This window comes from Pseudomonas sp. CFBP 8758 (assembly GCF_014841725.1).
GTDB lineage: Bacteria > Pseudomonadota > Gammaproteobacteria > Pseudomonadales > Pseudomonadaceae > Aquipseudomonas > Aquipseudomonas baltica.
On the sequence record NZ_JACYUK010000002.1, the window covers coordinates 392,883 to 415,570 of the forward strand.

A 22,688-nucleotide genomic window follows, 5' to 3' on the forward strand; every position below is an offset into this window, starting at 1 on the left:
ACACGCATTCGCGGGCTCTGCCCGCGAAAGGGTTTAGACGATGCATCTGACCCACCGCAGTGCACCCTTCGCGGCCACAGACCGCTCCTACAGAAATGCAAAAGGCCCCGAGGTGTTCACCTCGGGGCCTTTGGTCTTGCAGCCAATGGCTATCAGTCGACCAGCGGGTCACCCACGTGCAGGATTTTCATCCCGTTCGTGCCACCCGTCTGTGCGTAGCTGTCGCCCTTGGTCAGGATGACCCAGTCGCCCTGTTGCACGATGCCCATCTCGAGCAGCTTGTCGATGGCAGCCTTGCTCACTTCGCTCGGCGGCAGAACGGCCGGATCGAAGTCCACCGGGTAGACCCCGCGGAACATCGCGGCACGGGCCTGGGTGGCCCGCTGTGGCGAGAAGGCGAAGATCGGCACCGATGAGCGCAGGCGCGACATGATCAGCGAGGTATAGCCGGTTTCCGTGAGCGCGATGATTGCCTTCACGCCCGGGAAATGGTTCGCCGTGTACATGGCAGCCAGCGCGATACTTTCGTCGCAACGCTGGAACTGCGTGTACAGGCGATGGCTGGACTTCTTGCTGGTCGGATGCTTCTCCGCGCCGACGATGATCCGCGCCATCGCCTGCACGGCTTCGATCGGGTAGGAGCCGGCAGCGCTTTCGGCCGAAAGCATCACGGCGTCGGTGTAGTCGAGCACGGCGTTGGCCACGTCGGACACTTCGGCGCGGGTCGGCATCGGGTTCTGGATCATCGACTCCATCATCTGGGTCGCCACGATCACCGCCTTGTTGTTGCGGCGAGCGTGCTGGATGATCTTTTTCTGGATGCCGATCAGCTCGGCGTCGCCGATTTCCACTCCCAGGTCGCCGCGCGCCACCATGACCGCGTCACTGGCACGGATCAGGCCGTCGAGGGTTTCGTCGTCGGCGACTGCTTCGGCGCGTTCGATCTTGGCCACCAGCCAGGCGGTACCGCCCGACTCGTCGCGCAACTGACGCGCGTATTCCATGTCCGACGCATCACGCGGGAAAGACACGGCCAGGTAGTCCAGGTCCATCTCGGCGGCAAGCTTGATGTCCGCCTTGTCTTTCTCGGTCAGGGCCGGTGCGGTCAGGCCACCACCGCGGCGGTTGATGCCCTTGTGGTCGGACAACGGACCGCCGATCAGTACCGAGCAGTGCAGCGAGTCGGCGGTGGCGGTTTCCACGCGCATGACCACGCGGCCATCGTCGAGCAACAGTTCGTCGCCCACGCCGCAATCCTTGACCAGGTCCGGGTAGTCGATACCCACGACCTCCTGGTTGCCGTCGGTGAGCGGATGGCTGGTGGAGAAGGTGAAGCGGTCGCCGACCTTCAGTTCGATGCGTTTGTTGGTGAACTTGGCGATGCGGATCTTCGGACCTTGCAGGTCGCCGAGCAGGGCGACGTGACGCCCCAGGCGCGCGGCGATCTCGCGGATCAGACGGGCGCGAGCCTTGTGCTCATCCGGTGTACCGTGGGAAAAGTTCAGGCGAGCGACATCCAGACCAGCCTTGATCAGTTGTTCGATCACTTCCGGCGAGTTGGAGGCGGGGCCCAGGGTGGCAACGATTTTGGTACGGCGAACGGTCATGCACTGACTCCTTTATTGAAGCGCTGCCAAAGGCTACTCCTCAATTGCGCTGTAGTCATCGTTCCTCTGCACAACATGTCCAGGAATTGGCCGGGAGGATTTGCACGCACCGGCATCCAATGCCTGGGTATTGAAGATTCCCGGCAATGGGTCGATAAACCCTGATAACCCCCTGCGGCAGGAGAATCCCATGCGCGCGCTTGTATTGATTGCCCTGGCCATCGCCGTGTCAGGCTGCACCCGCTGGTCGATGGACCAGCACTTGAACAGCGCCTATCGCGCCTACGACGACGACAACTGCGAGAAAGTCGTGCTGGAACTGTCCCAGGTCGACCGCAAAAGCCGGTCGCGGCCCTATGTGCAACCGGAGGTCTCGATGCTGCGTGGCCAGTGCCTGGAGCGCCAGAAGTTGTACGTCGACGCCGCCCAGACCTACCAGTACATCATCAACCGCTATCCCTCCAGCGAGTACGCCTACCGCGCCCAGGCGCGTCTGCAGACACTCGATCAACTGGGCCACGTGGGTCCGGGTGTGCCCGCGCAGCCACGGCCGGCGGCATTCTGAGGTAAATTTCCTGTACTCTGAAACGGCCTTGAAGAAGGCCTGGGCTACGCTGGACGAGTGGAGCTACGAAACGACAGAGGATGAACACGACACATATGCCGGATATCTACAGCAGGCCCATCATGTACACCGAACGTCGGATCGAGCGGCATCAACTGCCGTACTACCTCAAGGTCTACAACCGTCACACCGGTCGTGCCATGGGCTACATGGGCAACGTGTCGGATGTCGGGCTGATGCTGATCAGCGAGCTGCCGTTGCTGGTCGGGCCGGTGTTCGAACTGCAGGTGAAAATCCCTTCGGTCGAAGGCGAGCCCAAGCTCATCGACCTCTCGGCGCAGTGCCTGTGGTGCCATGAAGACGCCACGCCGGGGCACTACGATTCGGGCTTCGAGTTGCAGGGCCAGGTGCCCACCGAGTTCCTCAAGCTGGTCGACGCGCTGCGTCAGTATTTCACGTTCCATCCCCATGGCACGTCGGCCTGACGGGGCATCCAGGGTTCAGGTACGCGGCTGCCGCAGGCTTCGATAGCGCATCAGCGATTCTGCGGCGATCTCGCCAGGCCATGCGTCCACGACATTCACGCCGCCTGCGGCCAGCCGATCATGCAGGCGCTGGCGCAGCAGCAGGCGCTGCATCACTCCGCAGTAGAGCAGTGCTTCGCGGCGGGTTCGGACCGGCTGTTGACGCAGGCGCTCGAGTGCTTCGTCGCGCAGGCTGGCCAGCAATACCGGCCAGCGCTGCGCGGCCCTGCTCAACGCCAGGGGCCAGGTCGATTCGATGCCGGCATGAAAGCCGGTCACCATCACCAGCAATGCGTAGTCGTGTTCGTCGCGGTGCAGGGCATCCAGGACCGTGGCGGGATCGCCGTCTATCGGGCAGGGCTCGAGCTGCGCGAGCGCTTCACCCAGGCGCTGCAACTGTTCGGCGCCGGGTTGCGGTTTCAAGTGTACGGGCGACGTGCTGGAAGACACGTGCAGGCCGACGGCGAATCCGTCAGCCAGTACCGTTTCAGCCAGTTGCAGGCAAGCGTGTACGGCGTGTTTCAGGTCGCTTGAGTGGGCACCTGGGTGACTGGACCACGCGCCACACTCGAGCAGGATCATCACCGCCCGCTCGGCCGGCATGGCGGACGGCCCGACCGTCCCCACTGCAGCAGCGACGGGGTGGCCGGTCCGCGCAGCGGCCGACATCGGCCCCAGGCTGTCCCGCAAGCGTTGCAATTGCGCCACGGTGCGGGTGAACACTCGAGCGGGCATCCGCCGACCGCGCACGGGCATCAGTGCGGCACCGATGCTGCGGGTCGATTGCTGCGAGAGTTGGGCCAGCACCTGCCACTGCTCGGCCACTGCAAGCGCGTCGAAGCCCGGATGGTGCAGGCAGGCACGCTGCAGCAGGTCTTTCTGCAGGGCGGCCAACACTTCTCCCGGCCCCAGCTCGCGCAGGGATCGACGTCCTTGCTCACGAATGCCCTGCAACTGACCTCGGTCCAGCAGGTTCGGCGCACGCTGTGGCCGCTGTCGCGTCCTCATCCACCACAGGCCCGGCACGGCTGCCAGAAGCAGCGCGGCAAACACCCACAACGCGTATCGCCCAGGCGGCTCAGGCACCGGCTCGAACACCCAGGTCACTTCGCTGCCCTGATTCAGGTACCACAGCAGCCAGGCATTGTCGTAGCGCTGGATCTGCTCGTCGGTCCACAAACGGGCATCGCTGACCAGGGTGATGAGGCCCTCGCCGTAGGCCATCTGCATCAGATGCGTGGCGCCGTTGCTGTTGGCCCAGGACTGGACCTTGCCGGTCGGGTCATCCAGATGGCGTTGCGTGTCGAAACCCATGTAGGCCGGCGCCGATTCGTCTTCCAGATAGAGCTTGGTCAGCGAAGGGTAGTCGTCGCCCGCCGCAGGCGGCAGTTGCGGCAACTGCGAGCTCGACTGCACGCGAATCTGCAGGCGATCGAGCAAAGCATCCCCACTGCTGGCGCGGGCCTCGTCCCACAAGGCGTCGGCGACCGCCAGCAGGCGTCCGCCACGCTGCACCCAGCCCAGCAGACGGTCGACTTGCTGGGCCGACAGCGGCGTTTGCCGGTGCAGCAGCATCAGGCTGTGGCCGCGTGCAGGCAGCGTGTCCAGTTCGTCCCAAGTGGTTGTCGCCTGGTTGGCCAGCCCTTGTGCCTGGAGAAAGTCCCGGGCACCTCGATAGGGCGTACTCACCGACGGCTGTGAAGCGAGGATTCGCGCGATGGATTGCCGTGCAGCCTGGCTGTTCAGCGTCTGATCGAGCAGGCGCGGGCTGTCGAGATCGGCGGCGCCGGTGAGGCCGGCCCACAGCGCCAGTGCAACCAGCAAGGCCGCTGCACGCCGAGCACGCTGCCGTCGGGGTGGTCTCAACGGACCGCCACCAGGCTCAACAGCTGCCCATCGAGCCAGGCGAACTGCCCGTCGATTTCGAATCCGCTGGCGAACTGCGGTGAGAGGTCGATCAACAGGCGCAGGCGTGCCTGCCCTTGGGCAGACCAATGCAGCACTTCGGCATGTTCGAAATAGAAGCGCTTGCCGACCAGCGGATACAGCGCCTTGAACAGGCTTTCCTTGAGGGAGAACGTCAGGGTCACCACCATGGCCACCTGGTTGGGGTCCATCCGGGCCTGCTCGTCCAGGGTCAGTATTTCCGCGCGCAGCCGTTCGGCGCGCGCCAGCGGCAGCAGGCTCTCGATGTCCAGGCCCAGTCCCTGGCAGTCATCGCGGCTGGCGACCACGGCTGCGGCCCGACCGCTGCCATGGGTAATCGACCCTACGGTCTGTTCAGGCCAGATCGGCGCGCGGTCGGTGCCGATGACCGGCACCTGCGCTTCGCCGGTGAGGGCCAGCAGTGCCTCGCGTGCGCAGACACGCCCAGCCAGGTACTCGGCCTGGCGCTTGGCCACCGAACGCTGGATCGACGCAGGCGCCACGATGCCGCACCGCGAGAAATCCTCGGTCGTGAACGCGCTGTGCTCGAAACGGTTGCTGAACAACCGTGCGCCGGGCACCGATTCAGGCAGTGGCCAGTGCTGGCGCAGATCGCTCAGGCAAGCGGGGAGGGCTGTATTCATGTGCGCATTCTGCCCAGCCTCGTCGTGCAAGGGAATGACGATCATTGCACGCGCGTTTCACCGCTGAACACCAGGGTCTGGCGGCACCGGCGGCACAGGTAGCGGCGGCCTTTGCCAACCATGCCGTGGCGCTGGGCGGAAAAGGCGAAGTCGCCGTCGGCGCAGGGGCATTTGTAGAGGTAACGGATAACCTGGCGACGTTTCACCGCATAGCTGTGGCAACGGTGGGGTGTCAGCTCGTAGACACCGCGCATGATCAGTTGCCATTCCTCGCCATGGGGCGCAATGCGGTCGCCGAACAACTGATGGGCGACCAGGTGCGCGACTTCGTGGGGCACGGTCTGCCTGAGGAAGTCCTCGGTGTTCTCGCGGTAGAGCTGTGGATTGAAGCGCAGCAGGTTTTCATGCAGGTGCGCGACACCGGCTTTCTGCCCGCGCAGCTTGGTGCTGACCACCGGGCGCCGGAAAGGCCGCTTGAAAAACAGTTCGGCCTGGCAGAAACAGGCTTCGACGCGTTGATTGAGTTGCTCGGGCATTCTTTGACACACTCCAGATGCGCCGATTATGCCGCAACGTCCAGGCATTGCCGAGCCACCCGTCGGTACCACGCGCAGGTATCGCTTGCTGCGGCGCTACACCCAATACATCAAAGCGCGTAAAATGCCCGGCTTTTGTCACACACCTCGCGGATCCTGTCGCCATGGGCACTCTTTCGGTCAACCAGAACAAATTGCAGAAACGCCTTCGCCGGCTGGCCGGTGAAGCCGTCGCCGACTACAACATGATCGAAGACGGCGACAAGGTCATGGTCTGTCTTTCGGGTGGCAAGGACAGCTACACGATGCTCGATGTGCTCCTGCACCTGCAGAAGGTGGCGCCCATCGCTTTCAGCATCGTCGCCGTGAACATGGACCAGAAGCAGCCGGGCTTCCCCGAGCAGGTGCTGCCGGCCTACCTGGAACAACTGGGCGTGGAGTACCACATCGTCGAGAAGGACACCTATTCGGTGGTCAAGGAGCTGATCCCCGAAGGCAAGACCACCTGCTCGCTGTGCTCGCGCCTGCGTCGCGGCACCCTGTACAACTTCGCCGACCAGATCGGTGCAACCAAGATGGCCCTGGGGCACCACCGCGACGACATCGTCGAGACGTTCTTCCTCAACATGTTCTTCAATGGTTCGCTCAAGGCCATGCCGCCCAAGCTGCTTGCCGACGACGGGCGCAACGTGGTGATCCGGCCGTTGGCTTACTGCCACGAGAAGGATATCCAGGCCTACTCCAACTTCAAGCAGTTCCCGATCATTCCCTGCAACCTGTGCGGTTCCCAGGAAAACCTGCAGCGCCAGGTGGTCAAGGACATGCTGGTTGACTGGGAGCGCAAGACGCCCGGCCGCACCGACAGCATCTTCCGCAGCCTGCAGAACGTGATGCCATCGCAGTTGGCCGACCGCAACCTGTTCGACTTTCACAACCTGCGCATCGACGACAGCGCCCCGGTGCGGATCGCCAATGTGGTGAACCTGTAACACCGCGGCGCCCCGTTCGCGGCCGATGGCCGCTCCTACGGGAGATCTGGATCGCCGTAGGAGCGGCCATCGGCCGCGAAAGCCTAGACCCCCTGTAGGAGCGGTCAGTGGCCGCGAAGGGCGCCCCGCTATTTCTCGCCAACCGCCCCTGCCGTGATCACCTGCACACTCAGGCGCGGCGTCGCCAGGTCCAGCCCGGCCTCGTCCATCTGCCGCTTGAGTGCCAGGTTGAAGGCCCGCGACACCTCCCACTGCTTGATCGGGCCGGTCTTGAACCGCGCCCGCAGGATCGCCGTACCCGACTCGAAGCTCTCCACGCCCTGAAACTCCAGCGGCGACCAGATATCGCGCCGATGCAACGGATCGCTGCGCATCTTCTGGCCCACTTCGCGCATCATCTTGATGGCGTCGTCGATGCCCATGCTGTAGGGCACCGCCACGCGGAAGATGGCATAGCCGAATTCCCGCGAGTAGTTCTTGATGCTCTTGATTTCGCTGAACGGAATGGTGTGCACGATGCCGTCGATGTCGCGCAGGCGCACGGTACGGATGGTCAGGCCTTCCACAGTGCCCAGGTGCCCACCTACATCCACGTAGTCATCGATGGCCAGGGAATCCTCGATGATAATGAACAGCCCGGTGATCAGATCCGCCACCAGCGACTGCGCGCCAAAACCGATGGCCAGGCCGATCACACCCGCACCCGCCAGCAGTGGCGTGACGTTCATGCCCATGTTGGCCAGGGCAATGATCGCCGCAATGATGAAAATGGTCACGAACAGCACGTTGCGAATCAGCGGCATCATGGTCTGCGCGCGCGCATTCGCCATGCCCTTGCGCGAGCGCGTGAGGGCATGGTGGATGCCTGTGTCAGCCAGGATCCACACCAGCCAGGCGAAGATCAGCGTGCCCACCAGGCTGGCCAGGCGCACCGAGATCTCGTGGCCATCGCCTTCGGTGAAGCCGATCAGCGACATGCCCCACACGCGCAGGCCCAGATCGACGAAAACCACCCAGATCAGCAGGTGCATCAAGGTGTAGGCAAAGTGACTCAAGCGCTCTGAATACAAGGCATGACGCCGCGGGCCCTTGGGCGGGCGCAAGGCGTGACGCCGGATCAGGCCATTGATGACCATGCACAGGATCAACAGCACCGCACACATCAGCGACTGGCGCAGGGCCGTGCTGGTGTCGCCGGCCGAGAAGAACGTGGCGAACAGCGAGATGCCGACCAGCACCAGCGCCGGCAGGTACCAGAAACTGCCGAGGATCTCGATGGTGTCGCTCAAGGCTCGCCGGGTCAGGCGTCGCGACAGCGGCTGGTTGCGGATCAGATGGGCGATGGGCCGGCGAAAGCGCAGGATGAACAGCCCGGTCGACAGGGCCGCCAGTACATTGGCCAGGGTCGCCGCGCTGTGTGCTAGGTGCTGGCCGAGCGCAGCGACCATCCGTGGGTCGCTCAACGCCTCGCCGAAGGCGGCGAAACTGCCGATCAACCACAGGGGGCGAAACGCACGGTGACGCAGGATGTTCAGCGCGCGGTGTCGATGCGGTCCGTCGAGCAGGGAAAACGCGATCACGCAAATCGCGGAAAACAGTGTGCCGACCACCAGCGCGTAGGCCATCACCATCGCCAGGCTCTTGCCCAATGAAGAGGGCAGGGCGTAGCCCACATAAACGGTAATGACCAGCGCCACCAGCCAGGGCCCGAGCTTGCGCAAGGCAAAGCGCAGCAGGTCGAGGGTACGCGGATGCTGCGGCAACTCTTCCGACAGGCCAAAGCGCACACGCACGCGATGCCCGATCCAGATCAAACTGTAGGCAAGCAGGCTCCACACCAGAATGATCAACAGAAATGCGCCGATGATCGGCGGCCATTCGGCCATCGGCAGGGCCAGCGCCTCTAGCTCTTCATGGGCCAGGGCGACTTCCGCGCCCCAGCGCTGGAACGGACTGTTATCGCCGGAAAACTGCTGGTCGACGTGCGCCAGGGCACTGCCGATCATGCCCAACACGCCCTGCTCGGCCGCAGGTTGGGCTTGCCGGGTGCTGTCCCGCAGTTTTTTCAGGTCGCTCAAGAGTTTGGTGCGTTGCTGGTCGTTTTCCAGGGTCTGGATCACCTGATCCAGGGACTGACCCAAGGGTTGGGCTGGTTGCTCGGCGGGTTTTTCCGAACTCCCCCCCAGCAACCCAGGCAAAGCAACGGCTTGGGCGGTGATCGGCAGTAGCAACAGGACTGCAAGCGCCAGGCGCAGGAAAAGGGCCATCAGTGGAATCACCTGTAGATCGGTGTTTGCGTGGTCCGCCCTGGGCCCGCCGAGGGCCGGCCACGAAGAATGGAACCGTGAGCGTCCCCCGCGTGCGCGCAGCTAGGGCAGCTCGTTGCTGGCGTAGAACGCCCCGAGCACCTTGACCAGATGCGCCAGGTCATGGCTGCCGGCAAGCTCGCGAATCGAATGCATGGCAAACGTCGGCAGGCCGATGTCGACGGTCCTGACCCCCAGGTGGCTGGCGGTGATCGGACCGATGGTCGAGCCGCAACCCATGTCGCTGCGTACCACGAAACTCTGCACCGGCACTTCCACCGCCATGCACAGGTGGCGGAAGAACCCCGCCGTCTCGCTGTTGGTGGCGTAGCGCTGGTTGCTGTTGACCTTGATCACCGGCCCGGCATTGAGCTTGGGCCCGTGGTTGGCGTCGTGCTTGTCGGCATAGTTGGGGTGTACACCATGGGCATTGTCGGCCGATACCAGCAGCGAGCGCTGGATGCTGCGCACATACTCGTCGCCCTCGGGCAACAGGCGCTGCAGGACTTGTTCGAGCATCGGCCCGTCGGCGCCGCAGGCAGAGCTGGAGCCAATTTCTTCGTGGTCGGTGCATACCAGCACGCAGCTTTCATCGCCCTGGACATCGAGCAGGGCCTGCAGGCCTGCATAACAGGACAGCAGGTTGTCGAGCCGCGCGCCGGCGATGAAATCACCGTGCAGGCCGATCACCGCGGCGCTTTGCGTGTCGTAGAAACTGAGTTCGTAATCGAGCACCACGTCGGCGTTCAGCCCGTGTTCGCGTGCCAATTGCTCGGTCAGCAGCGCGCGGAAATCGACCCGCTCGTCGCCGGCCACCTGAGCCAGCACGGGTGGCAGTTCGTTCTGTGCGTTGATCGCCCAGCCCAGGTTGGCCTCGCGGTTCAGATGAATGGCCAGGTTGGGCACCACGGCAATCGGCAGGCGGAAATCGATCAGCTGGCTTTCGACCTTGCCGTCACGGCGAAAGGTGACCCGGCCGGCCAGCGACAGATCGCGGTCGAACCAGGGCGCCAGCAACGCACCGCCATAGACTTCGACGCCCAGCTGGAAGAAGCCCTGGCGCTGCAACTCGGGTTGCGGCTTCACCCGCAGACAGGGGCTGTCGGTGTGAGCGCCAACCAGGCGCAAGCCGCTCAGCAGCGGCGAATGCTTGCCCAGCCTGACGGCAATGATCGAGGAATCGTTGCGCGTTACGTAGTAGCGCCCACCGGGCACCGTGTTCCAGCTTTCGCGCTCGTCCAGCCGCTGGTAACCGGCTGCCTCGAGGCGGCGAGCCAGCGTCGCAGTGGCGTGGAATGGGGTAGGGGAGGCCTTGAGAAAATCGATCAGGCCTTGGTTCAAAGCTTCACGCATAGAAAACTCCAGACAGCAATGCCACCGAGTTTACCCGATTGCCCACCCGTGTGGCTGCTGCTCCCACACAGGACCTGGCATACCGGTAGCAGCGGTCATCGCCCGCGAAAGCCTCACCGCTGTTCAGAAGGGTGCGGCGCACTCGAATTTCATCCGCTCACCCGTCACCGGATGGGTAAACGCCAGCATGCTGGCATGCAGGCACAACCGTTCGTGTGCCTGCAACGCCTCGGGGTGGGCATACAGCCGGTCACCCAGCAGCGGATGACCGATCGACAACAGGTGCACGCGCAATTGGTGGGAACGCCCGGTGATCGGCGTCAGCTCCACGCGACACCACTCGCCGCAGCGCTCCAGCACCTTCCAGAAGGTCAGCGCATGCTTGCCGTGCTCGTGATCCACCACGTGCCGTGGCTTGGTCGGCGGATCGTAGCGCAGCGGCAGGTCGACACTGCCACTGTCCAGCGCAGGCTGGCCCCAGGCCAGGGCGGTATAGGCTTTTTCCGTCTCGCGGTCGTGGAACTGCCGGGACAGCTCGCGGTGGCTGTCGGCATCGCGCGCCAGCAGAATGATGCCGCTGGTTTCCCAGTCCAGGCGATGCACGATGCGCGCCTCGGGGAAGCCGTTTTCCTGCAGGCGGGTGATCAGGCAGTCCTTGTTGTCGTCGGCGCGCCCGGGCACCGACAACAACAGGGTCGGCTTGTCGATGACCAGCACGGCGGCGTCCTGGTGGATGATGCGAATGTTCGACAACGGCATGAAAGGTCTATCTCTCAGAAACGCCAACGGCGGCGCGTCGACCCTTTTCAGCAAAGGGCCGGCGGGCCGCCGTGGAGCCGAGCGCGGGGCTCAGCGGTCGGGCAGGGTAATGTTCAATTCCAGAATCGAGCAGCTACCCTGATTCTCGAGCGCAACCTGTACCTGGTCGCTCTCGATGTTCACATACTTGCGAATCACTTCCACCAGCTCTTTCTGCAGAGCCGGCAGGTAGTCAGGGGTAGTGCGTTGGCCGCGTTCATGCGCCACGATGATCTGTAGACGCTCTTTCGCGACCGACGCGGTGTTGCCTTTCTTGCGGTCACGAAAGAAGTCGAAAATATTCATTAGCGACCTCCAAACAGGCGCTCGACCCAGTTCTTCTTCTTGAAATCAAGGAAGCGGTGGGGCTTTTCCTTGCCCAGCAAGCGGTCGACGGCATCGCTGTACGCCTGGCCGGCGTCGCTCTGGTCGTCGAAAATCACCGGCGTACCCGAGTTGGACGCCTTGAGCACTGCTTCGGATTCCGGAATCACGCCCAGCAGGCGAATGGCCAGGATTTCCTCGACGTCTTCCACGCCCAGCATCTCGCCGCGGCTGACGCGCTCGGGGCTGTAGCGGGTGATCAGCAGGTGTTCCTTGATCGGATCCTCGCCGTTCTCGGCGCGTCGCGACTTGCTCGCCAACAGGCCAAGCATGCGGTCCGAGTCGCGTACCGAGGACACCTCGGGGTTGGTCACCACGATTGCTTCGTCGGCGAAATACATGGCCAGGTGAGCACCTTTCTCGATGCCTGCCGGGGAGTCGCACAGAATGTAGTCGTGGGTCTTGGACAGCTCGGTGATGATTTTCTCGACGCCTTCCTTGGTCAGGGCATCCTTGTCGCGCGTCTGGCTGGCAGCCAGGATGAAGAGGTTCTCGACGCGCTTGTCCTTGATCAGGGCCTGCTGCAGGGTCGCTTCACCGTTCACCACGTTGACGAAGTCGTACACCACGCGGCGTTCGCAGCCCATGATGAGGTCAAGGTTACGCAGGCCGACGTCGAAGTCGATGATGACGGTTTTGTGGCCGCGCAGTGCGAGGCCGGTGCCGATGGCGGCGCTGGTGGTGGTCTTGCCCACACCACCCTTGCCGGATGTAACCACTAGAATCTTGGCCAAGGTGTATCACCCCTACTTAAAAAGGGACTGTTAATCCCCGAAAAAACATGACTTCAAAACATCGGCGGACTGCATGTGCCTGCGGTACCGGAAGCGTACCGCTCGACAACCGCGCTATTTGAAAGTTGCGCTGAAAATGGCGGCAGTATCCGTTAAAGACGGGTGATGTTCAACACATCCCCCGATAAGCTCACCTGAACGGGCGCACCCCACAGCGGGTCGCGACGCAGGTCTTCGGAGACCTTGTACTGCCCGGCGATGGAAAGCAGTTCGGCGCCCAGCTGTTGACAGAAGATGCGGGCCTTGCGGTCGCCCTTGATGCCCGCCAGGGCGCGGCCACGCATCGGGCCGTACACATGAATGTTGCCATCGGCCAGCAGTTCGGCACCCGAGCTCACCGAGCTGATCACCACCAGGTCGCAGCCCTGGGCGTAGATCTGCTGGCCGCCACGGATCGGCGTGGTGATCACGCGAGTCGGCTGGATCAAGGGCTCTGGAGGCTTTTCCGGAGGCTTCTCGGACTTGCGCTCTTCGACTTCCAGCGGTCGTTCGCGGGCACCCGAGGGTGGCAGCACCGGCAAGTCGATGGCGATTGCCGCCGCGATGTCTTCGATGCGGCTGGCACGCAGCGCCAGGGTCCGCAGGCCATGATGACGGCAGATGCGCATCAGGCCCGGCAGGTCGATGCTGCCCTGGTTGGCGGGCAGTTTGTCCAGCGCCAGCACCAGCGGCGTGTTGCTGAAGAAGTTCGGGGCCTGCGCGACCTTGGCCGCCAACTGGCGGTCGAGGCCGGCAAGATCGTTCTTCGCCAACTCAAGCACGGTGATGGCGAGCATGCTGCCCTTGAGTTGGAACACAGGTTCCTGGTCTAGCTGATCGGTCTGGCTCATGGTCGGCAAAACGCGCCTTGTAACTAAAAAAAGTGCCGAGACTTATAGCGAGAACCACCTTCCCCTGCAAGCCGCGACGCAGCGATGGGTGGTCAACCCATGTAGAATGCCCCGCCTTGTAGCCTGTTCGGAATCGTCAATGGACCGCCCGCGTTTTCGCCGATCTTTTCTTCATCCGCGCTTCTGGCCCCTGTGGCTGGGGCTCGGCGCGTTGTGGCTGGTCGTGCAATTGCCCTATCGCGCCTTGCTCAGGCTGGGCCGCTGGCTGGGGATGGGCATGTACCGCGTGGCCAGCGAACGTCGCCGTGTGGCGGCGCGCAACCTCGAGTTGTGCTTCCCGCAGATGCCGCCCGTCGAAAGAAAACGCCTGCTCAAGGAAAACTTCGTATCCACCGGCATTGCATTCTTCGAGATGGCCATGAGCTGGTGGTGGCCACAGGCGCGCCTGGCCAGGCTGGCGCACATCGAAGGTCTCGAACACCTGCAGGCGGCGCAACGTGAGGGCGAGGGCGCAATTCTGATGGCGCTGCATTTCACCACCCTGGAAATCGGTGCAGCGTTGCTGGGCCAGCGCCACACCATCGACGGCATGTACCGCGAGCATCGCAATGCACTGTTCGATTTCGTCCAGCGCCAGGGCCGCGAACGGCACAATCCCGATTCGCTGGCGGTAGAACGCGAGGACGTGCGCGGGATGATCAAGCTGCTGCGCAAGGGCCGCGCTATCTGGTACGCACCCGATCAGGACTATGGCGCCAAGCAGAGCATCTTCGTGCCGCTGTTCGGTATCGAGGCGGCCACGGTGACGGCTACCACGCATTTCGCCCGACTGGGCAAGGCACGGGTCATCCCGTTCACGCAACGGCGGCTGGAAGACGGCTCTGGCTATCGGCTGGTTTTGCATCCACCGCTGCAGGGGTTTCCCGGCGAGAGCGAAGCGGCCGATGCCTTGCGCATCAACCAGTGGGTGGAACAGGCCGTGACCGAATGCCCCGAGCAGTACCTGTGGGCCCATCGCCGCTTCAAGTCGCGGCCTGTCGGCGCACCGAAACTGTACGAGAAGCGCTGAGCGGGGTGGGGTAGACGAACCAGCGTCGACCCCGCTCTCACAATCGCCTGAGGCTCAGCTCTGGTGAGAGCGGTTGCTACCGGCGAAGAGGCCCGTGCGCGATGCGCTTACTCGGCGATCTGCAGCTTGCGCGACTCGGTGTACACGTAACGCACCTTCTCGTACTCGAACGGTGAGTTCAGCTGACCGTAGCGGAAGCTGTTGCTGTAGCGCCGATCCACGGCACGCAACGCCCACAACTCTGGATGATTGCTGCTGACCTCGGACACATTGAGGAAATTGATCTGGTTCTCGACGGCGAAGTCGAACACCAGGCCGGTGGTGTCGCGCAGGTTGGACGGCCCCAGGATCGGCAAGACCAGGTAGGCGCCGTTCGGCACACCGTAGAAGCCCAAAGTCTGGCCGAAGTCTTCGGCCTGCTTCTGCAGGCCGAACCAGGTGGCCGGGTCCCACAGGCCCGCCACGCCCAGCGTGGTGTTCACCAACAACCGTCCAGATGTATCCAGGGCACGCTTGCCCTTGAACTGCAGCAGGCTGTTGACCAGGCTCGGCACTTCGCCCAGGTTGCTGAAGAAGTTGCTCACCCCGGTGCGCAGGAACGACGGCGTGATGTACGTATAGCCGTTGACCACCGGCAGGAATACCCACTCGTCGAAACGATAGTTGAAGTGATACAGGCGCCGGTTCAGGTTTTCCAACGGGTCGTAGACATTCAACGCCGTGAGCGTGGAGCGCTCGAACTCGCGCTGGTCCAGGCCAGGGTTGAACTTGAGTACCTGCAACGGTTGCTTGAAGCCGTCGCTGTCGACCTTCTGGACGGTGCTGTCGTCGGCCTGGGCAACGCCTGCGCACAGCAGCGTTGCCATCAACAGGAATGTTCTAGCCACGGAAGAACTCCAGCATAGCGTCGCTGTTGACGCGGTAATTGAGGTTGCCGCAATGGCCGCCATAAGGGTAAACGGTCAGGCGATCGCCAAAGGTCTTGCGCAAAAAGCCCAGGTCGCCAGGGCCCAGGATCACATCGTCGGCGTTGTGCATGACGCTGATCTTGGTGCTGTTCTGCAGGTAGTCCTTGATGCCATACAGGCTCACCTGATCCACCAACTGCAGCAGGCTGCCACCGTCGGTGCGGGCGCGCCACATCGGAATCACCTGCTCGGTCAGGTAGCAGTCGAAGTCGCACTGCAGCGCCCGGCGCAGGAACGGCGTGAGGCTGGTGCCTTCGCTGATCGGATACTTGGGTGGCGTGATCAGCCCGCGGCGGTTGATCAGGTCGGAGGTGAAGGCGATGTCGGCAGCCGAGAATCGGAACGAGGTGCCGATCAGCATGGCCATCTGCTCGTTGGACAGGTGCTGCTTGGACTGCTGGAAATCGTAGAGCAGCGCGTCGTTGAGGTCGATATAGCCCTTCTGCTGGAAGTAGCGCGTCAGCTTGTTGAGGACCAGCTCGTAGAACGTCGTGCTGTTGTTGATGCCCTTGACCTGGGTCTGCACCAACTTGTCGAGGTTGGTGATCGAGGTGTACAGATTGACCGGCGGGTTGAGCAGCAGCACTTTCTTGAAGTTGAAACTGCGGCGGGTTTCATCCAATTGGCTGACGAACGCGGCGTCCAGCGCACCGAGGCTGTAGCCGGTCAGGTAGAAATCGGTGATCGGCAACTTCGGATGCTGGGCGCGCACGCCCTGCATGACCCGGTACAGGTCTTCGGCATCTTCGCGGGTCACGCCCGGAGTGGCGAAGCGCGACGCGGCGCTGATGAAGTCGAAGCTGGTGGGTGAGGACAACTGCACCACGTGGTAGCCGGCCTGGTAATACAGCTTTTTCAGGTATTCGTTGAGCGAACTGCTGTAGGGCGCACCGGTGCCGGCAATGAGGAAGATCAGCGGCGCGGCATGGTCCTGCTGGGCCAGGCGATAGCGCAGCTTCTTCACGGCCCAGAAATTGTCCGGCAGGATGAACTCTCGCTCCGGGCGCACGTTGAGGCTGTAGTCGGCCTGATCGATGTCTTCGTCCAGGGGCAGCTTGGGCCGTAGCTCCGGCGGTGTCGAAGCGATCGTGGCCTCGAACGGGTTGGTGAGCGGATAGCCATAGGTGGCGGGGTCGATATCCTTCGCCAACGCGGACGCACTCATGATGAGGCCGCCAAGCAGGGCAGCGAAGCGCAATGATCGGAGCATGACGGAGTCCCTAGAGGAGAATGCTGTGTTGACGTTCGAGGCTAGGACAAGCGCACTGGTGGCAAGTTGCCAAGCCGCTGGGTTTTTAACACAACAACTCGTCCTGACCGGCGGCAAGATACACTGAATTCACCACTCGATGCGCGTGCTCCGACCTGCTGCACGCCACAGTGAGCAGTGCTACCGCCGCTGCTTGCGTCGCCGCCATTGGCGACTGACCCACCAGCGCCAGTAAAACATTGTCAGGAAGTATGCCAACGCTCCCAGTACCACGCCAGTCACCACCGAGCCGAGCAGGAACGGCTGCCACAGCGTGGACATCTGGCTCATCACCCAGTCCCAGCTGTAGGAGTCAGGTAGCTGCCGCGGTGGCTGACCCAGCAGCCAGGACCCTACCTTGTACGTGCAATAGAACACCGGCGGCATGGTGATCGGGTTGGTCAGCCACACCAGGCTGACCGCGATGGGCATGTTGCCGCGCACCATGATGGCCAGGGCCGCCGCCAGGAGCATCTGCAGCGGGATGGGCATGAACGCGGCGAACAGGCCGACCGCCATCGCCCGTGCCACGGAATGACGGTTCAGGTGCCAGAGGTTGGCGTCATGCAGGAGGCGACCCAAAAATCGCAGCGACTTGTGTTCACGAATCGTCTCTGGGTCCGGCATGTAGCGCTTGAACAGGCGACGCGGCATAGCGGTCTCGCACGTATCTGTCTGGATGTGTCCGGCAGTATGCACAAGTTGCCTGAAGTCCGAGCTCAGACTTTGTGACATTTGATAAGGCGCGACGCGGCCCGTTTGCCCTTAGCCTTGCCCGGCGGTTTTTCCAGGGAGGAAGGTATGCGCACAGCGATGTTGGCGTTGGCGACCGGGATGGTGTGTCTGCGTTGGCTGCCGGCGCTTCCGTCGCTGGGTTGGTTGGTAGGCATGAGCGCGGGCGGGGTGTTGTTGCTGGCAGTGCGCCGCTGGCATTGCGGGCTTTTCCTGCTGGGTCTGTGCTGGGCCTGCCTGCACGCTCATTGGGCGACGAACGGCCAGTTGGTGGCGGCGCTGGACGGACAAACCCTGTGGCTCGAAGGGGAGGTGGTGGGCCTGCCGGCAACCAACGGCAGCACGGTGCGCTTCGAACTGGCCGAGGCCTGGTCGCGCCGTGCGCAGCTACCGTCGCACCTGCGCCTGGCCTGGTATGGCGGCCCGCGGGTCGTCAGCGGCGAGCGTTGGCGGCTGGCCGTGAAACTCAAGCGGCCGCGGGCATTGGTCAACCCCGGAGGTTTCGACGCCCAGGCCTGGGCCCTGGCCAAGGGCATCGGCGCCACCGGCAGCGTCAAGGCCGGCCAGCGGGTGCGGGCGGCCCGTCTGGCCTGGCGCGATGGCGTGCGCCAGCGGCTGCTGGCTGTGGACAGCCAGCAGCAGGGCGGCACGCTCGCCGCCTTGCTGCTGGGCGACGGTTCGGGCGTGTCCCGCCAGCAGTGGGACGTTCTCCAGGCCACGGGGACCGTGCATCTGTTGGTTATCTCCGGCCAGCACGTCGGCCTGCTTGCGGGGTTGCTGTATGGCCTGGTTGCCCTGTTGGCAAAACTCGGTGTCTGGCCGGCGCGTTGGCCCTGGTTGCCCTGCGCCTGCGCATTTGCGTTCACCGGCGCGTTGGCGTATGGGCTGTTGGCCGGCTTCCAGGTGCCGGTACGCCGAGCCTGCATCATGATCGCCCTGGTGCTGTTGTGGCGGCTGCGCTTCCGCCACCTGGGCGTGTGGTCGCCGCTGCTGCTGGCATTCACCACGGTCTTGCTGGTCGACCCCCTGGTCAGCCTGCAGCCGGGATTCTGGCTGTCGTTTTGCGCGGTGGGAGTGCTGCTGCTGACGTTTTCCGGACGTCTGGGCGGTTGGCGCTGGTGGCAGGCCTGGACGCGCGCGCAGTGCTGCGTGGCGGTGGGTCTGCTGCCGGTGATGGTGGCCTTGGCGTTGCCGGTGAGTATCAGCGGGCCGCTGGTGAATCTGCTGGCCGTGCCCTGGATCAGTCTGCTGGTGCTGCCGGTGGCCATGGCCGGTGCCGTGCTGCTGCCAGTGCCCTGGGTGGGCGAAACCCTGCTGTGGCTGGCCGGAGGCGCACTGCGCGGCCTGTTTCAATGGCTGACCTGGGCCGCCGAGTGGGGGCCTTCCTGGCTGCCGCCGGGGCTGTCGCCCGGGGTATGGCTGGTGCTGGTCATCGGCGTGCTGCTGCTGTTGCTGCCGGCCGGTATTCCATTGCGCTGGTTGGGCGTGCCGATGGCCGGGCTGCTGTTGTTCAGCCCGCGTCAGGCACCGCCCGTGGGCCAGGCCGATATCTGGGTGCTGGATGTCGGCCAGGGGCTGGGTGTGCTCGTGCGCACCGCCCACCACCAGTTGCTCTACGACACCGGTCCCGGCCTGGGCGAAATCGACGCCGGCGCCAGTGTGGTGGTGCCCAGCCTGGTAGCCCTGGGCGTGCGGCGCCTGGATGCGATGATCATCAGTCATGCGCACCTCGATCATTCCGGTGGTGCTGGCACCGTTATGCGACGCCTGCCGGTCGACCAGACGCTGGCCGGTGAGCCCGACCTTTTGCCCGCCGCGTGGCAGGCGCAGCCTTGCGAGCCCGGGCGCAGTTGGGAGTGGGACAAGGTGAAGTTCGTCTTGTGGCGCTGGCCGTCGGCCGTGCCCGGCAATCCCGCCTCGTGCGTACTCTGGGTCGAAGCCAATGGCGAGCGCCTGCTGCTCAGCGGCGACATCGACGCGGCGGCCGAAAAAGCTTTGGTCGCGAGCGGTTTGCCGGTTCAGGCGCACTGGTTGCAGGTGCCGCACCACGGCAGCCGGACGTCATCGAGCAAGCCCTTGCTGGATGCAGTGCGTCCACAGGCAGCGTTGATCTCCAGGGGGCATGGCAATACCTTCGGCCATCCCCATGCCTCCGTACTGGCGCGTTTTCAGGCATTGGGCATCGCCACCCACGACACCGCCGAGGACGGCGCGTTGCGTGTCCGCCTGGGTACCTTTGGCCCGGTGCAGCGGCAGCGCTCCCAGCGACGTTTCTGGCGCGAGGCACCCGACCACCCCTGAGCTTTCCAACGGTCATCGCACGCTTCGACGCGCCTCACCCCTATGGTAGAGTGGCGAACTTTTTCGAGGGGATCGTACCTGTGTGGGAATTGGTTAAGTCTGGCGGCTGGATGATGTTGCCAATCATAGTGAGCTCCATCGTCGCCCTGGCTATCATCGCCGAGCGCTTGTGGACCTTGCGTGCCAGCCGTGTTGCGCCTGCCCACCTGGTCGGCCAGGTCTGGCGCTGGAAGAAAGACAAACAGCTGAGCAAGGAAAAGCTCAAGGAGTTGCGTGCCCACTCGCCGCTTGGCGAGATCCTCGCGGCTGGCCTGGCGAATTCACGCCATGGCCGCGAAATCATGAAGGAAAGCATCGAGGAGGCGGCCAGCCGGGTCATCCACGAGCTGGAACGCTACATCAGTACCCTGGGCACCATTGCCGCCATGGCGCCGCTGCTGGGTCTGCTCGGCACGGTGATCGGCATGATCGAGATCTTCGGCTCGTTCACCGGAGGCGCCGTCAGCGGTAACCCCGGTGTCATGGCAGGCGGTATCTCCAAAGCGCTGGTCACCACGGCTTCCGGCCTCATCGTCGCGATCCCGGCGCTGTTCTTCCATCGCCTGCTGCAACGGCGCATCGACGAGCTGGTGGTGGGCATGGAGCAGGAAGCCATCAAACTGGTGGAAGTCGTGCAGGGTGATCGCGAGGTCGACCTGGCCGAGGAAAAAGCGTGAAGTTTCGTCGTCGCAGTCGGGAAAACATCGAGCTCAACCTGATCTCGCTGATAGACGTCGTGTTCGTGCTGTTGCTGTTTTTCGTCATCACCACCACGTTCACCCGCGAAACCCAGCTGCGTGTCGAGCTGCCGGAAGCGGTGAACGGCGCGCCGGAACAGGCCAGCAACCTCAAACGCATCGACATCGCCATCAGCGCCGAAGGCGTCTATGCGGTGAACAACCAGTTGCTACCGAAAAGCGACCTGCCGACCCTGCTCGACGCCCTGCGTACCGCATCGGCCGGTGACAGCTCGCTGCCACTGTCGATCAGCGCCGACGGCAAGACGCCACATCAAGCGGTCATCAGCGCAATGGACGCGGCCGGCAAGCTGGGTTTCAGCCAGATCAGCATGATCACCGTCGAGGCGCAGGCGAATCCCTGATGAGCTTCGCCGACCGATTGTCCGCCGCCTGGTATGCCGGTCATCGCGCGCTGTGGCTGTTGCGTCCGCTGGAATGTCTGTATCGCAGTGTCGTGGCGCGTAAGCGTCGGCGATTCGAGGCCGGGCAGGGCGCAATCTACCGCGCCCCGGTGCCGGTGCTGGTGGTCGGCAACATCACCGTGGGTGGCACCGGCAAGACCCCGATGATCCTCTGGCTGATCGAGCACTGCCAGGCGCGCGGCCTGCGCGTTGGCGTGGTCAGTCGCGGCTACGGCGCCAGGCCACCGAGCCTGCCATGGCGGGTCCGCGCCGATCAGGACGCTGCCCAGGCGGGCGACGAGCCGTTGCTGATCGTGCGGCGCAGCGGGGTGCCGCTGGTGATCGACCCCGACCGTGGCCGTGCCGTACGTGCGCTGCTCGAAGCCGAGCCTGTGGACCTGGTGCTCAGCGACGATGGCTTGCAACACTACCGCCTGGCGCGCGACATCGAACTGGTGCTGATCGACGCGGCGCGCGGGCTGGGCAACGGTCGCTGCCTGCCCGCCGGCCCGTTACGCGAGCCAGTCGAGCGCCTGCAGTCGGTCGATGCTGTGCTGTGCAACGGTGCCGCCGGCGATTCGGCGCAAGGCTACGGCCTGACCTTGCAAGCCCGGGCGCTGATCCACGTGCGCAGCGGCGAGCGCCGGCCGTTGAGTCACTTCCCGCCAGGGCAGGCAGTACACGCCGTGGCCGGGATCGGCAATCCGCAACGTTTCTTCGACACCTTGCAGGCGCTACACTGGCAGCCTGTCGCTCACGCTTTCGCCGATCATGCCCGGTTAACGCCGCAGGCCCTGTGTTTCGAGCCACCGTTGCCCGTGGTCATGACCGAGAAAGATGCCGTGAAGTGCCGCGAGTTCGCCGCTGCGGATTGGTGGTACCTGGCCGTCGACGCCCAGCCTTCGCCCCATTTCATCGGTTGGCTCGACCAGCGCCTGACCAGCCTTTTGCCCTGATCCCCTTGCCCTGAAGGATTTTTCCATGGACACCAAACTGCTCGATATCCTCGCCTGCCCGATCACCAAGGGTCCGCTCAAGCTCAGCGCCGACAAGCGCGAGCTGATCAGCAAGGGCGCTGGCCTGGCCTATCCCATCCGCGACGGCATTCCGGTGATGCTGGAAACCGAAGCGCGGACCCTGACCGACGACGAGCGCCTGGATAAATGAGCACGGCTTTCACCGTAGTGATACCCGCGCGGTACCAGTCGACCCGCCTGCCGGGCAAGCCACTGCAGATGATCGCCGGCAAGCCGATGATCCAGCATGTCTGGGAACAGGCCTGCAAGAGTTCGGCTGCACGGGTAGTGGTCGCCACCGACGATGGCCGCATCGAGTCCGCCTGCCGTGCCTTCGGCGCCGAAGTGGTGATGACTCGCCCCGACCACGAATCGGGCACCGACCGTTTGGCCGAGGTATGCCAGGCATTGGGGCTGGATGCCGAGTCCATCGTGGTCAACGTGCAAGGCGACGAGCCGTTGATTCCGCCCGTGGTCATCGACCAGGTGGCGGCCAATCTCGCTGCCAGCCACGAGGCCGCCATGGCAACCCTGGCCGAGCCGATCACGGACGTGGAAGCGTTGTTCAACCCCAATGTGGTCAAGGTGGTCACCGACCTGAACGGCCTGGCGCTGACCTTCAGCCGAGCACCGCTGCCGTGGGCGCGCGACGAGTTCGCCAACGATCGCGATGCCCTCCCGGCTCAGGTGCCCTACCGTCGTCACATTGGTATCTATGCCTACCGTGCCGGCTTTCTGCAGGACTTCGTGCAGTGGGGCCCGTGCTGGCTGGAAAACACCGAGCGCCTCGAGCAGCTGCGTGCGCTCTGGCACGGGGTACGCATCCATGTGGCCGATGCCGTGCAGGCGCCGCCCGCCGGTGTCGACACCGAGCAAGACCTGGAGCGCGTACGGCGCCTGCTGGAGGCTTGATGGCA

The 22,688-nt window shown here is 63.9% G+C and carries 23 protein-coding genes; 10 read left to right on the forward strand and 13 right to left on the reverse strand.

The features are described from left to right. Positions 1-152: 152 nt before the first annotated feature. Positions 153-1,607 carry a pyruvate kinase gene (gene pyk / locus IFT75_RS05580; protein ID WP_122479344.1) on the reverse strand — a complete coding sequence of 485 codons (1,455 nt, stop codon included), beginning with the start codon at positions 1,605-1,607 and terminating at the stop codon, positions 153-155. Positions 1,608-1,797: 190 nt separating this feature from the next. Here pyk and IFT75_RS05585 point away from each other — a divergent pair, with 190 nt between their 5' ends. Then, on the forward strand, positions 1,798-2,172 hold the full coding sequence (locus IFT75_RS05585; RefSeq protein ID WP_192053714.1) for a tetratricopeptide repeat protein: 375 nt from the start codon (positions 1,798-1,800) through the stop codon (positions 2,170-2,172). Positions 2,173-2,294: 122 nt separating this feature from the next. Continuing rightward, complete coding sequence (locus IFT75_RS05590; RefSeq protein ID WP_122479721.1) at positions 2,295-2,657, forward strand: PilZ domain-containing protein; 363 nt, start codon at positions 2,295-2,297, stop codon at positions 2,655-2,657. A 15-nt stretch (positions 2,658-2,672) separates the two neighbouring features. Here the strand turns inward: IFT75_RS05590 and IFT75_RS05595 are convergent, their stop codons facing one another. The 3 genes from IFT75_RS05595 to IFT75_RS05605 are packed head-to-tail and all read right to left on the reverse strand — an operon-like array spanning position 2,673 to position 5,802. Then, the gene (locus IFT75_RS05595; protein WP_192053716.1) at positions 2,673-4,562 is read right to left on the reverse strand and encodes a DUF4350 domain-containing protein; all 1,890 of its coding nucleotides are present in this window, start codon (positions 4,560-4,562) and stop codon (positions 2,673-2,675) included. Continuing rightward, on the reverse strand, positions 4,559-5,266 hold the full coding sequence (locus tag IFT75_RS05600) for a 4'-phosphopantetheinyl transferase family protein (protein WP_185793959.1): 708 nt from the start codon (positions 5,264-5,266) through the stop codon (positions 4,559-4,561). Before IFT75_RS05600 ends, IFT75_RS05595 begins: the two co-directional genes overlap by 4 nt. Positions 5,267-5,307: 41 nt before the next feature. Then, on the reverse strand, positions 5,308-5,802 hold the full coding sequence (locus IFT75_RS05605; protein ID WP_122479342.1) for a SprT family zinc-dependent metalloprotease: 495 nt from the start codon (positions 5,800-5,802) through the stop codon (positions 5,308-5,310). A gap of 164 nt (positions 5,803-5,966) precedes the next feature. On the opposite strand from IFT75_RS05605, the gene ttcA reads away from it, so the two are divergent. Then, positions 5,967-6,791: a tRNA 2-thiocytidine(32) synthetase TtcA gene (gene ttcA, locus IFT75_RS05610; RefSeq protein WP_185793958.1), complete on the forward strand. Its 825-nt coding sequence runs from the start codon at positions 5,967-5,969 to the stop codon at positions 6,789-6,791. Between the two features lie 128 nt (positions 6,792-6,919). Here the strand turns inward: ttcA and IFT75_RS05615 are convergent, their stop codons facing one another. From IFT75_RS05615 to minC, 6 genes are all read right to left on the reverse strand, one after another. Further along, positions 6,920-9,058 (reverse strand): mechanosensitive ion channel family protein, encoded by a 2,139-nt coding sequence (locus tag IFT75_RS05615; protein ID WP_192053718.1) that lies wholly within the window; start codon positions 9,056-9,058, stop codon positions 6,920-6,922. A gap of 102 nt (positions 9,059-9,160) precedes the next feature. Next, positions 9,161-10,450 (reverse strand): M18 family aminopeptidase, encoded by a 1,290-nt coding sequence (locus IFT75_RS05620; RefSeq protein WP_185793956.1) that lies wholly within the window; start codon positions 10,448-10,450, stop codon positions 9,161-9,163. A gap of 123 nt (positions 10,451-10,573) precedes the next feature. Continuing rightward, positions 10,574-11,209, reverse strand: coding sequence for an RluA family pseudouridine synthase (locus IFT75_RS05625; protein ID WP_122479338.1), 636 nt, complete (start codon positions 11,207-11,209; stop codon positions 10,574-10,576). Positions 11,210-11,299: 90 nt separating this feature from the next. Then, complete coding sequence (gene minE / locus IFT75_RS05630; RefSeq protein WP_122479337.1) at positions 11,300-11,554, reverse strand: cell division topological specificity factor MinE; 255 nt, start codon at positions 11,552-11,554, stop codon at positions 11,300-11,302. Continuing rightward, positions 11,554-12,366 carry a septum site-determining protein MinD gene (minD, locus tag IFT75_RS05635; protein WP_122479336.1) on the reverse strand — a complete coding sequence of 271 codons (813 nt, stop codon included), beginning with the start codon at positions 12,364-12,366 and terminating at the stop codon, positions 11,554-11,556. The genes minE and minD overlap by 1 nt, the downstream gene beginning before the upstream one ends. Before the next feature lie 152 nt (positions 12,367-12,518). Further along, a complete protein-coding gene (gene minC, locus IFT75_RS05640) occupies positions 12,519-13,256 on the reverse strand; it encodes a septum site-determining protein MinC (protein ID WP_192053720.1) in 738 nt (245 codons plus the stop codon). A gap of 139 nt (positions 13,257-13,395) precedes the next feature. On the opposite strand from minC, the gene IFT75_RS05645 reads away from it, so the two are divergent. Continuing rightward, complete coding sequence (locus IFT75_RS05645; protein WP_185793955.1) at positions 13,396-14,325, forward strand: lipid A biosynthesis lauroyl acyltransferase; 930 nt, start codon at positions 13,396-13,398, stop codon at positions 14,323-14,325. A gap of 107 nt (positions 14,326-14,432) precedes the next feature. Here IFT75_RS05645 and IFT75_RS05650 read toward each other — a convergent pair whose 3' ends face one another. The 3 genes from IFT75_RS05650 to IFT75_RS05660 form a co-directional block, all read right to left on the reverse strand. Next, positions 14,433-15,212 (reverse strand): MlaA family lipoprotein, encoded by a 780-nt coding sequence (locus tag IFT75_RS05650; protein ID WP_122479333.1) that lies wholly within the window; start codon positions 15,210-15,212, stop codon positions 14,433-14,435. Then, positions 15,205-16,503, reverse strand: coding sequence for a serine/threonine protein kinase (locus IFT75_RS05655; RefSeq protein WP_122479332.1), 1,299 nt, complete (start codon positions 16,501-16,503; stop codon positions 15,205-15,207). The genes IFT75_RS05650 and IFT75_RS05655 overlap by 8 nt, the downstream gene beginning before the upstream one ends. Positions 16,504-16,683: 180 nt before the next feature. Further along, the gene (locus IFT75_RS05660; RefSeq protein WP_185793954.1) at positions 16,684-17,196 is read right to left on the reverse strand and encodes a DUF2062 domain-containing protein; all 513 of its coding nucleotides are present in this window, start codon (positions 17,194-17,196) and stop codon (positions 16,684-16,686) included. Positions 17,197-17,343: 147 nt separating this feature from the next. Between IFT75_RS05660 and IFT75_RS05665 the strand changes: the two genes are divergently transcribed. The 6 genes from IFT75_RS05665 (at position 17,344) to kdsB (ending at position 22,683) form a co-directional block, all read left to right on the forward strand. Next, the gene (locus IFT75_RS05665; RefSeq protein ID WP_185793953.1) at positions 17,344-19,575 is read left to right on the forward strand and encodes a DNA internalization-related competence protein ComEC/Rec2; all 2,232 of its coding nucleotides are present in this window, start codon (positions 17,344-17,346) and stop codon (positions 19,573-19,575) included. Between the two features lie 80 nt (positions 19,576-19,655). Beyond that, positions 19,656-20,291 carry a MotA/TolQ/ExbB proton channel family protein gene (locus tag IFT75_RS05670; protein ID WP_163007608.1) on the forward strand — a complete coding sequence of 212 codons (636 nt, stop codon included), beginning with the start codon at positions 19,656-19,658 and terminating at the stop codon, positions 20,289-20,291. After that, the gene (locus tag IFT75_RS05675) at positions 20,288-20,716 is read left to right on the forward strand and encodes an ExbD/TolR family protein (protein ID WP_122479328.1); all 429 of its coding nucleotides are present in this window, start codon (positions 20,288-20,290) and stop codon (positions 20,714-20,716) included. The genes IFT75_RS05670 and IFT75_RS05675 overlap by 4 nt, the downstream gene beginning before the upstream one ends. After that, the gene (lpxK, locus tag IFT75_RS05680; protein ID WP_185793952.1) at positions 20,716-21,711 is read left to right on the forward strand and encodes a tetraacyldisaccharide 4'-kinase; all 996 of its coding nucleotides are present in this window, start codon (positions 20,716-20,718) and stop codon (positions 21,709-21,711) included. The genes IFT75_RS05675 and lpxK overlap by 1 nt, the downstream gene beginning before the upstream one ends. 25 nt (positions 21,712-21,736) lie before the next feature. Then, positions 21,737-21,922, forward strand: coding sequence for a Trm112 family protein (locus tag IFT75_RS05685; protein ID WP_122479326.1), 186 nt, complete (start codon positions 21,737-21,739; stop codon positions 21,920-21,922). After that, complete coding sequence (kdsB, locus tag IFT75_RS05690; protein ID WP_185793951.1) at positions 21,919-22,683, forward strand: 3-deoxy-manno-octulosonate cytidylyltransferase; 765 nt, start codon at positions 21,919-21,921, stop codon at positions 22,681-22,683. Before IFT75_RS05685 ends, kdsB begins: the two co-directional genes overlap by 4 nt. The last annotated feature ends 5 nt before the right edge of the window (positions 22,684-22,688 follow it).

Bases quoted from the DNA above. Each gene is read 5' to 3' on its own strand.
- IFT75_RS05605 (WP_122479342.1), bottom strand. From the start codon at position 5,802: ATGCCCGAGCAACTCAATCAACGCGTCGAAGCCTGTTTCTGCCAGGCC.
- IFT75_RS05625 (WP_122479338.1), bottom strand. From the start codon at position 11,209: ATGCCGTTGTCGAACATTCGCATCATCCACCAGGACGCCGCCGTGCTG.
- IFT75_RS05615 (WP_192053718.1), bottom strand. From the start codon at position 9,058: ATGGCCCTTTTCCTGCGCCTGGCGCTTGCAGTCCTGTTGCTACTGCCG.
- ttcA (WP_185793958.1), top strand. From the start codon at position 5,967: ATGGGCACTCTTTCGGTCAACCAGAACAAATTGCAGAAACGCCTTCGC.
- lpxK (WP_185793952.1), top strand. From the start codon at position 20,716: ATGAGCTTCGCCGACCGATTGTCCGCCGCCTGGTATGCCGGTCATCGC.
- IFT75_RS05660 (WP_185793954.1), bottom strand. From the start codon at position 17,196: ATGCCGCGTCGCCTGTTCAAGCGCTACATGCCGGACCCAGAGACGATT.
- IFT75_RS05665 (WP_185793953.1), top strand. From the start codon at position 17,344: ATGCGCACAGCGATGTTGGCGTTGGCGACCGGGATGGTGTGTCTGCGT.
- minE (WP_122479337.1), bottom strand. From the start codon at position 11,554: ATGAATATTTTCGACTTCTTTCGTGACCGCAAGAAAGGCAACACCGCG.
- minC (WP_192053720.1), bottom strand. From the start codon at position 13,256: ATGAGCCAGACCGATCAGCTAGACCAGGAACCTGTGTTCCAACTCAAG.
- IFT75_RS05655 (WP_122479332.1), bottom strand. From the start codon at position 16,503: ATGCTCCGATCATTGCGCTTCGCTGCCCTGCTTGGCGGCCTCATCATG.
- IFT75_RS05645 (WP_185793955.1), top strand. From the start codon at position 13,396: ATGGACCGCCCGCGTTTTCGCCGATCTTTTCTTCATCCGCGCTTCTGG.
- IFT75_RS05600 (WP_185793959.1), bottom strand. From the start codon at position 5,266: ATGAATACAGCCCTCCCCGCTTGCCTGAGCGATCTGCGCCAGCACTGG.
- IFT75_RS05685 (WP_122479326.1), top strand. From the start codon at position 21,737: ATGGACACCAAACTGCTCGATATCCTCGCCTGCCCGATCACCAAGGGT.
- IFT75_RS05590 (WP_122479721.1), top strand. From the start codon at position 2,295: ATGTACACCGAACGTCGGATCGAGCGGCATCAACTGCCGTACTACCTC.
- IFT75_RS05620 (WP_185793956.1), bottom strand. From the start codon at position 10,450: ATGCGTGAAGCTTTGAACCAAGGCCTGATCGATTTTCTCAAGGCCTCC.
- pyk (WP_122479344.1), bottom strand. From the start codon at position 1,607: ATGACCGTTCGCCGTACCAAAATCGTTGCCACCCTGGGCCCCGCCTCC.
- kdsB (WP_185793951.1), top strand. From the start codon at position 21,919: ATGAGCACGGCTTTCACCGTAGTGATACCCGCGCGGTACCAGTCGACC.
- IFT75_RS05585 (WP_192053714.1), top strand. From the start codon at position 1,798: ATGCGCGCGCTTGTATTGATTGCCCTGGCCATCGCCGTGTCAGGCTGC.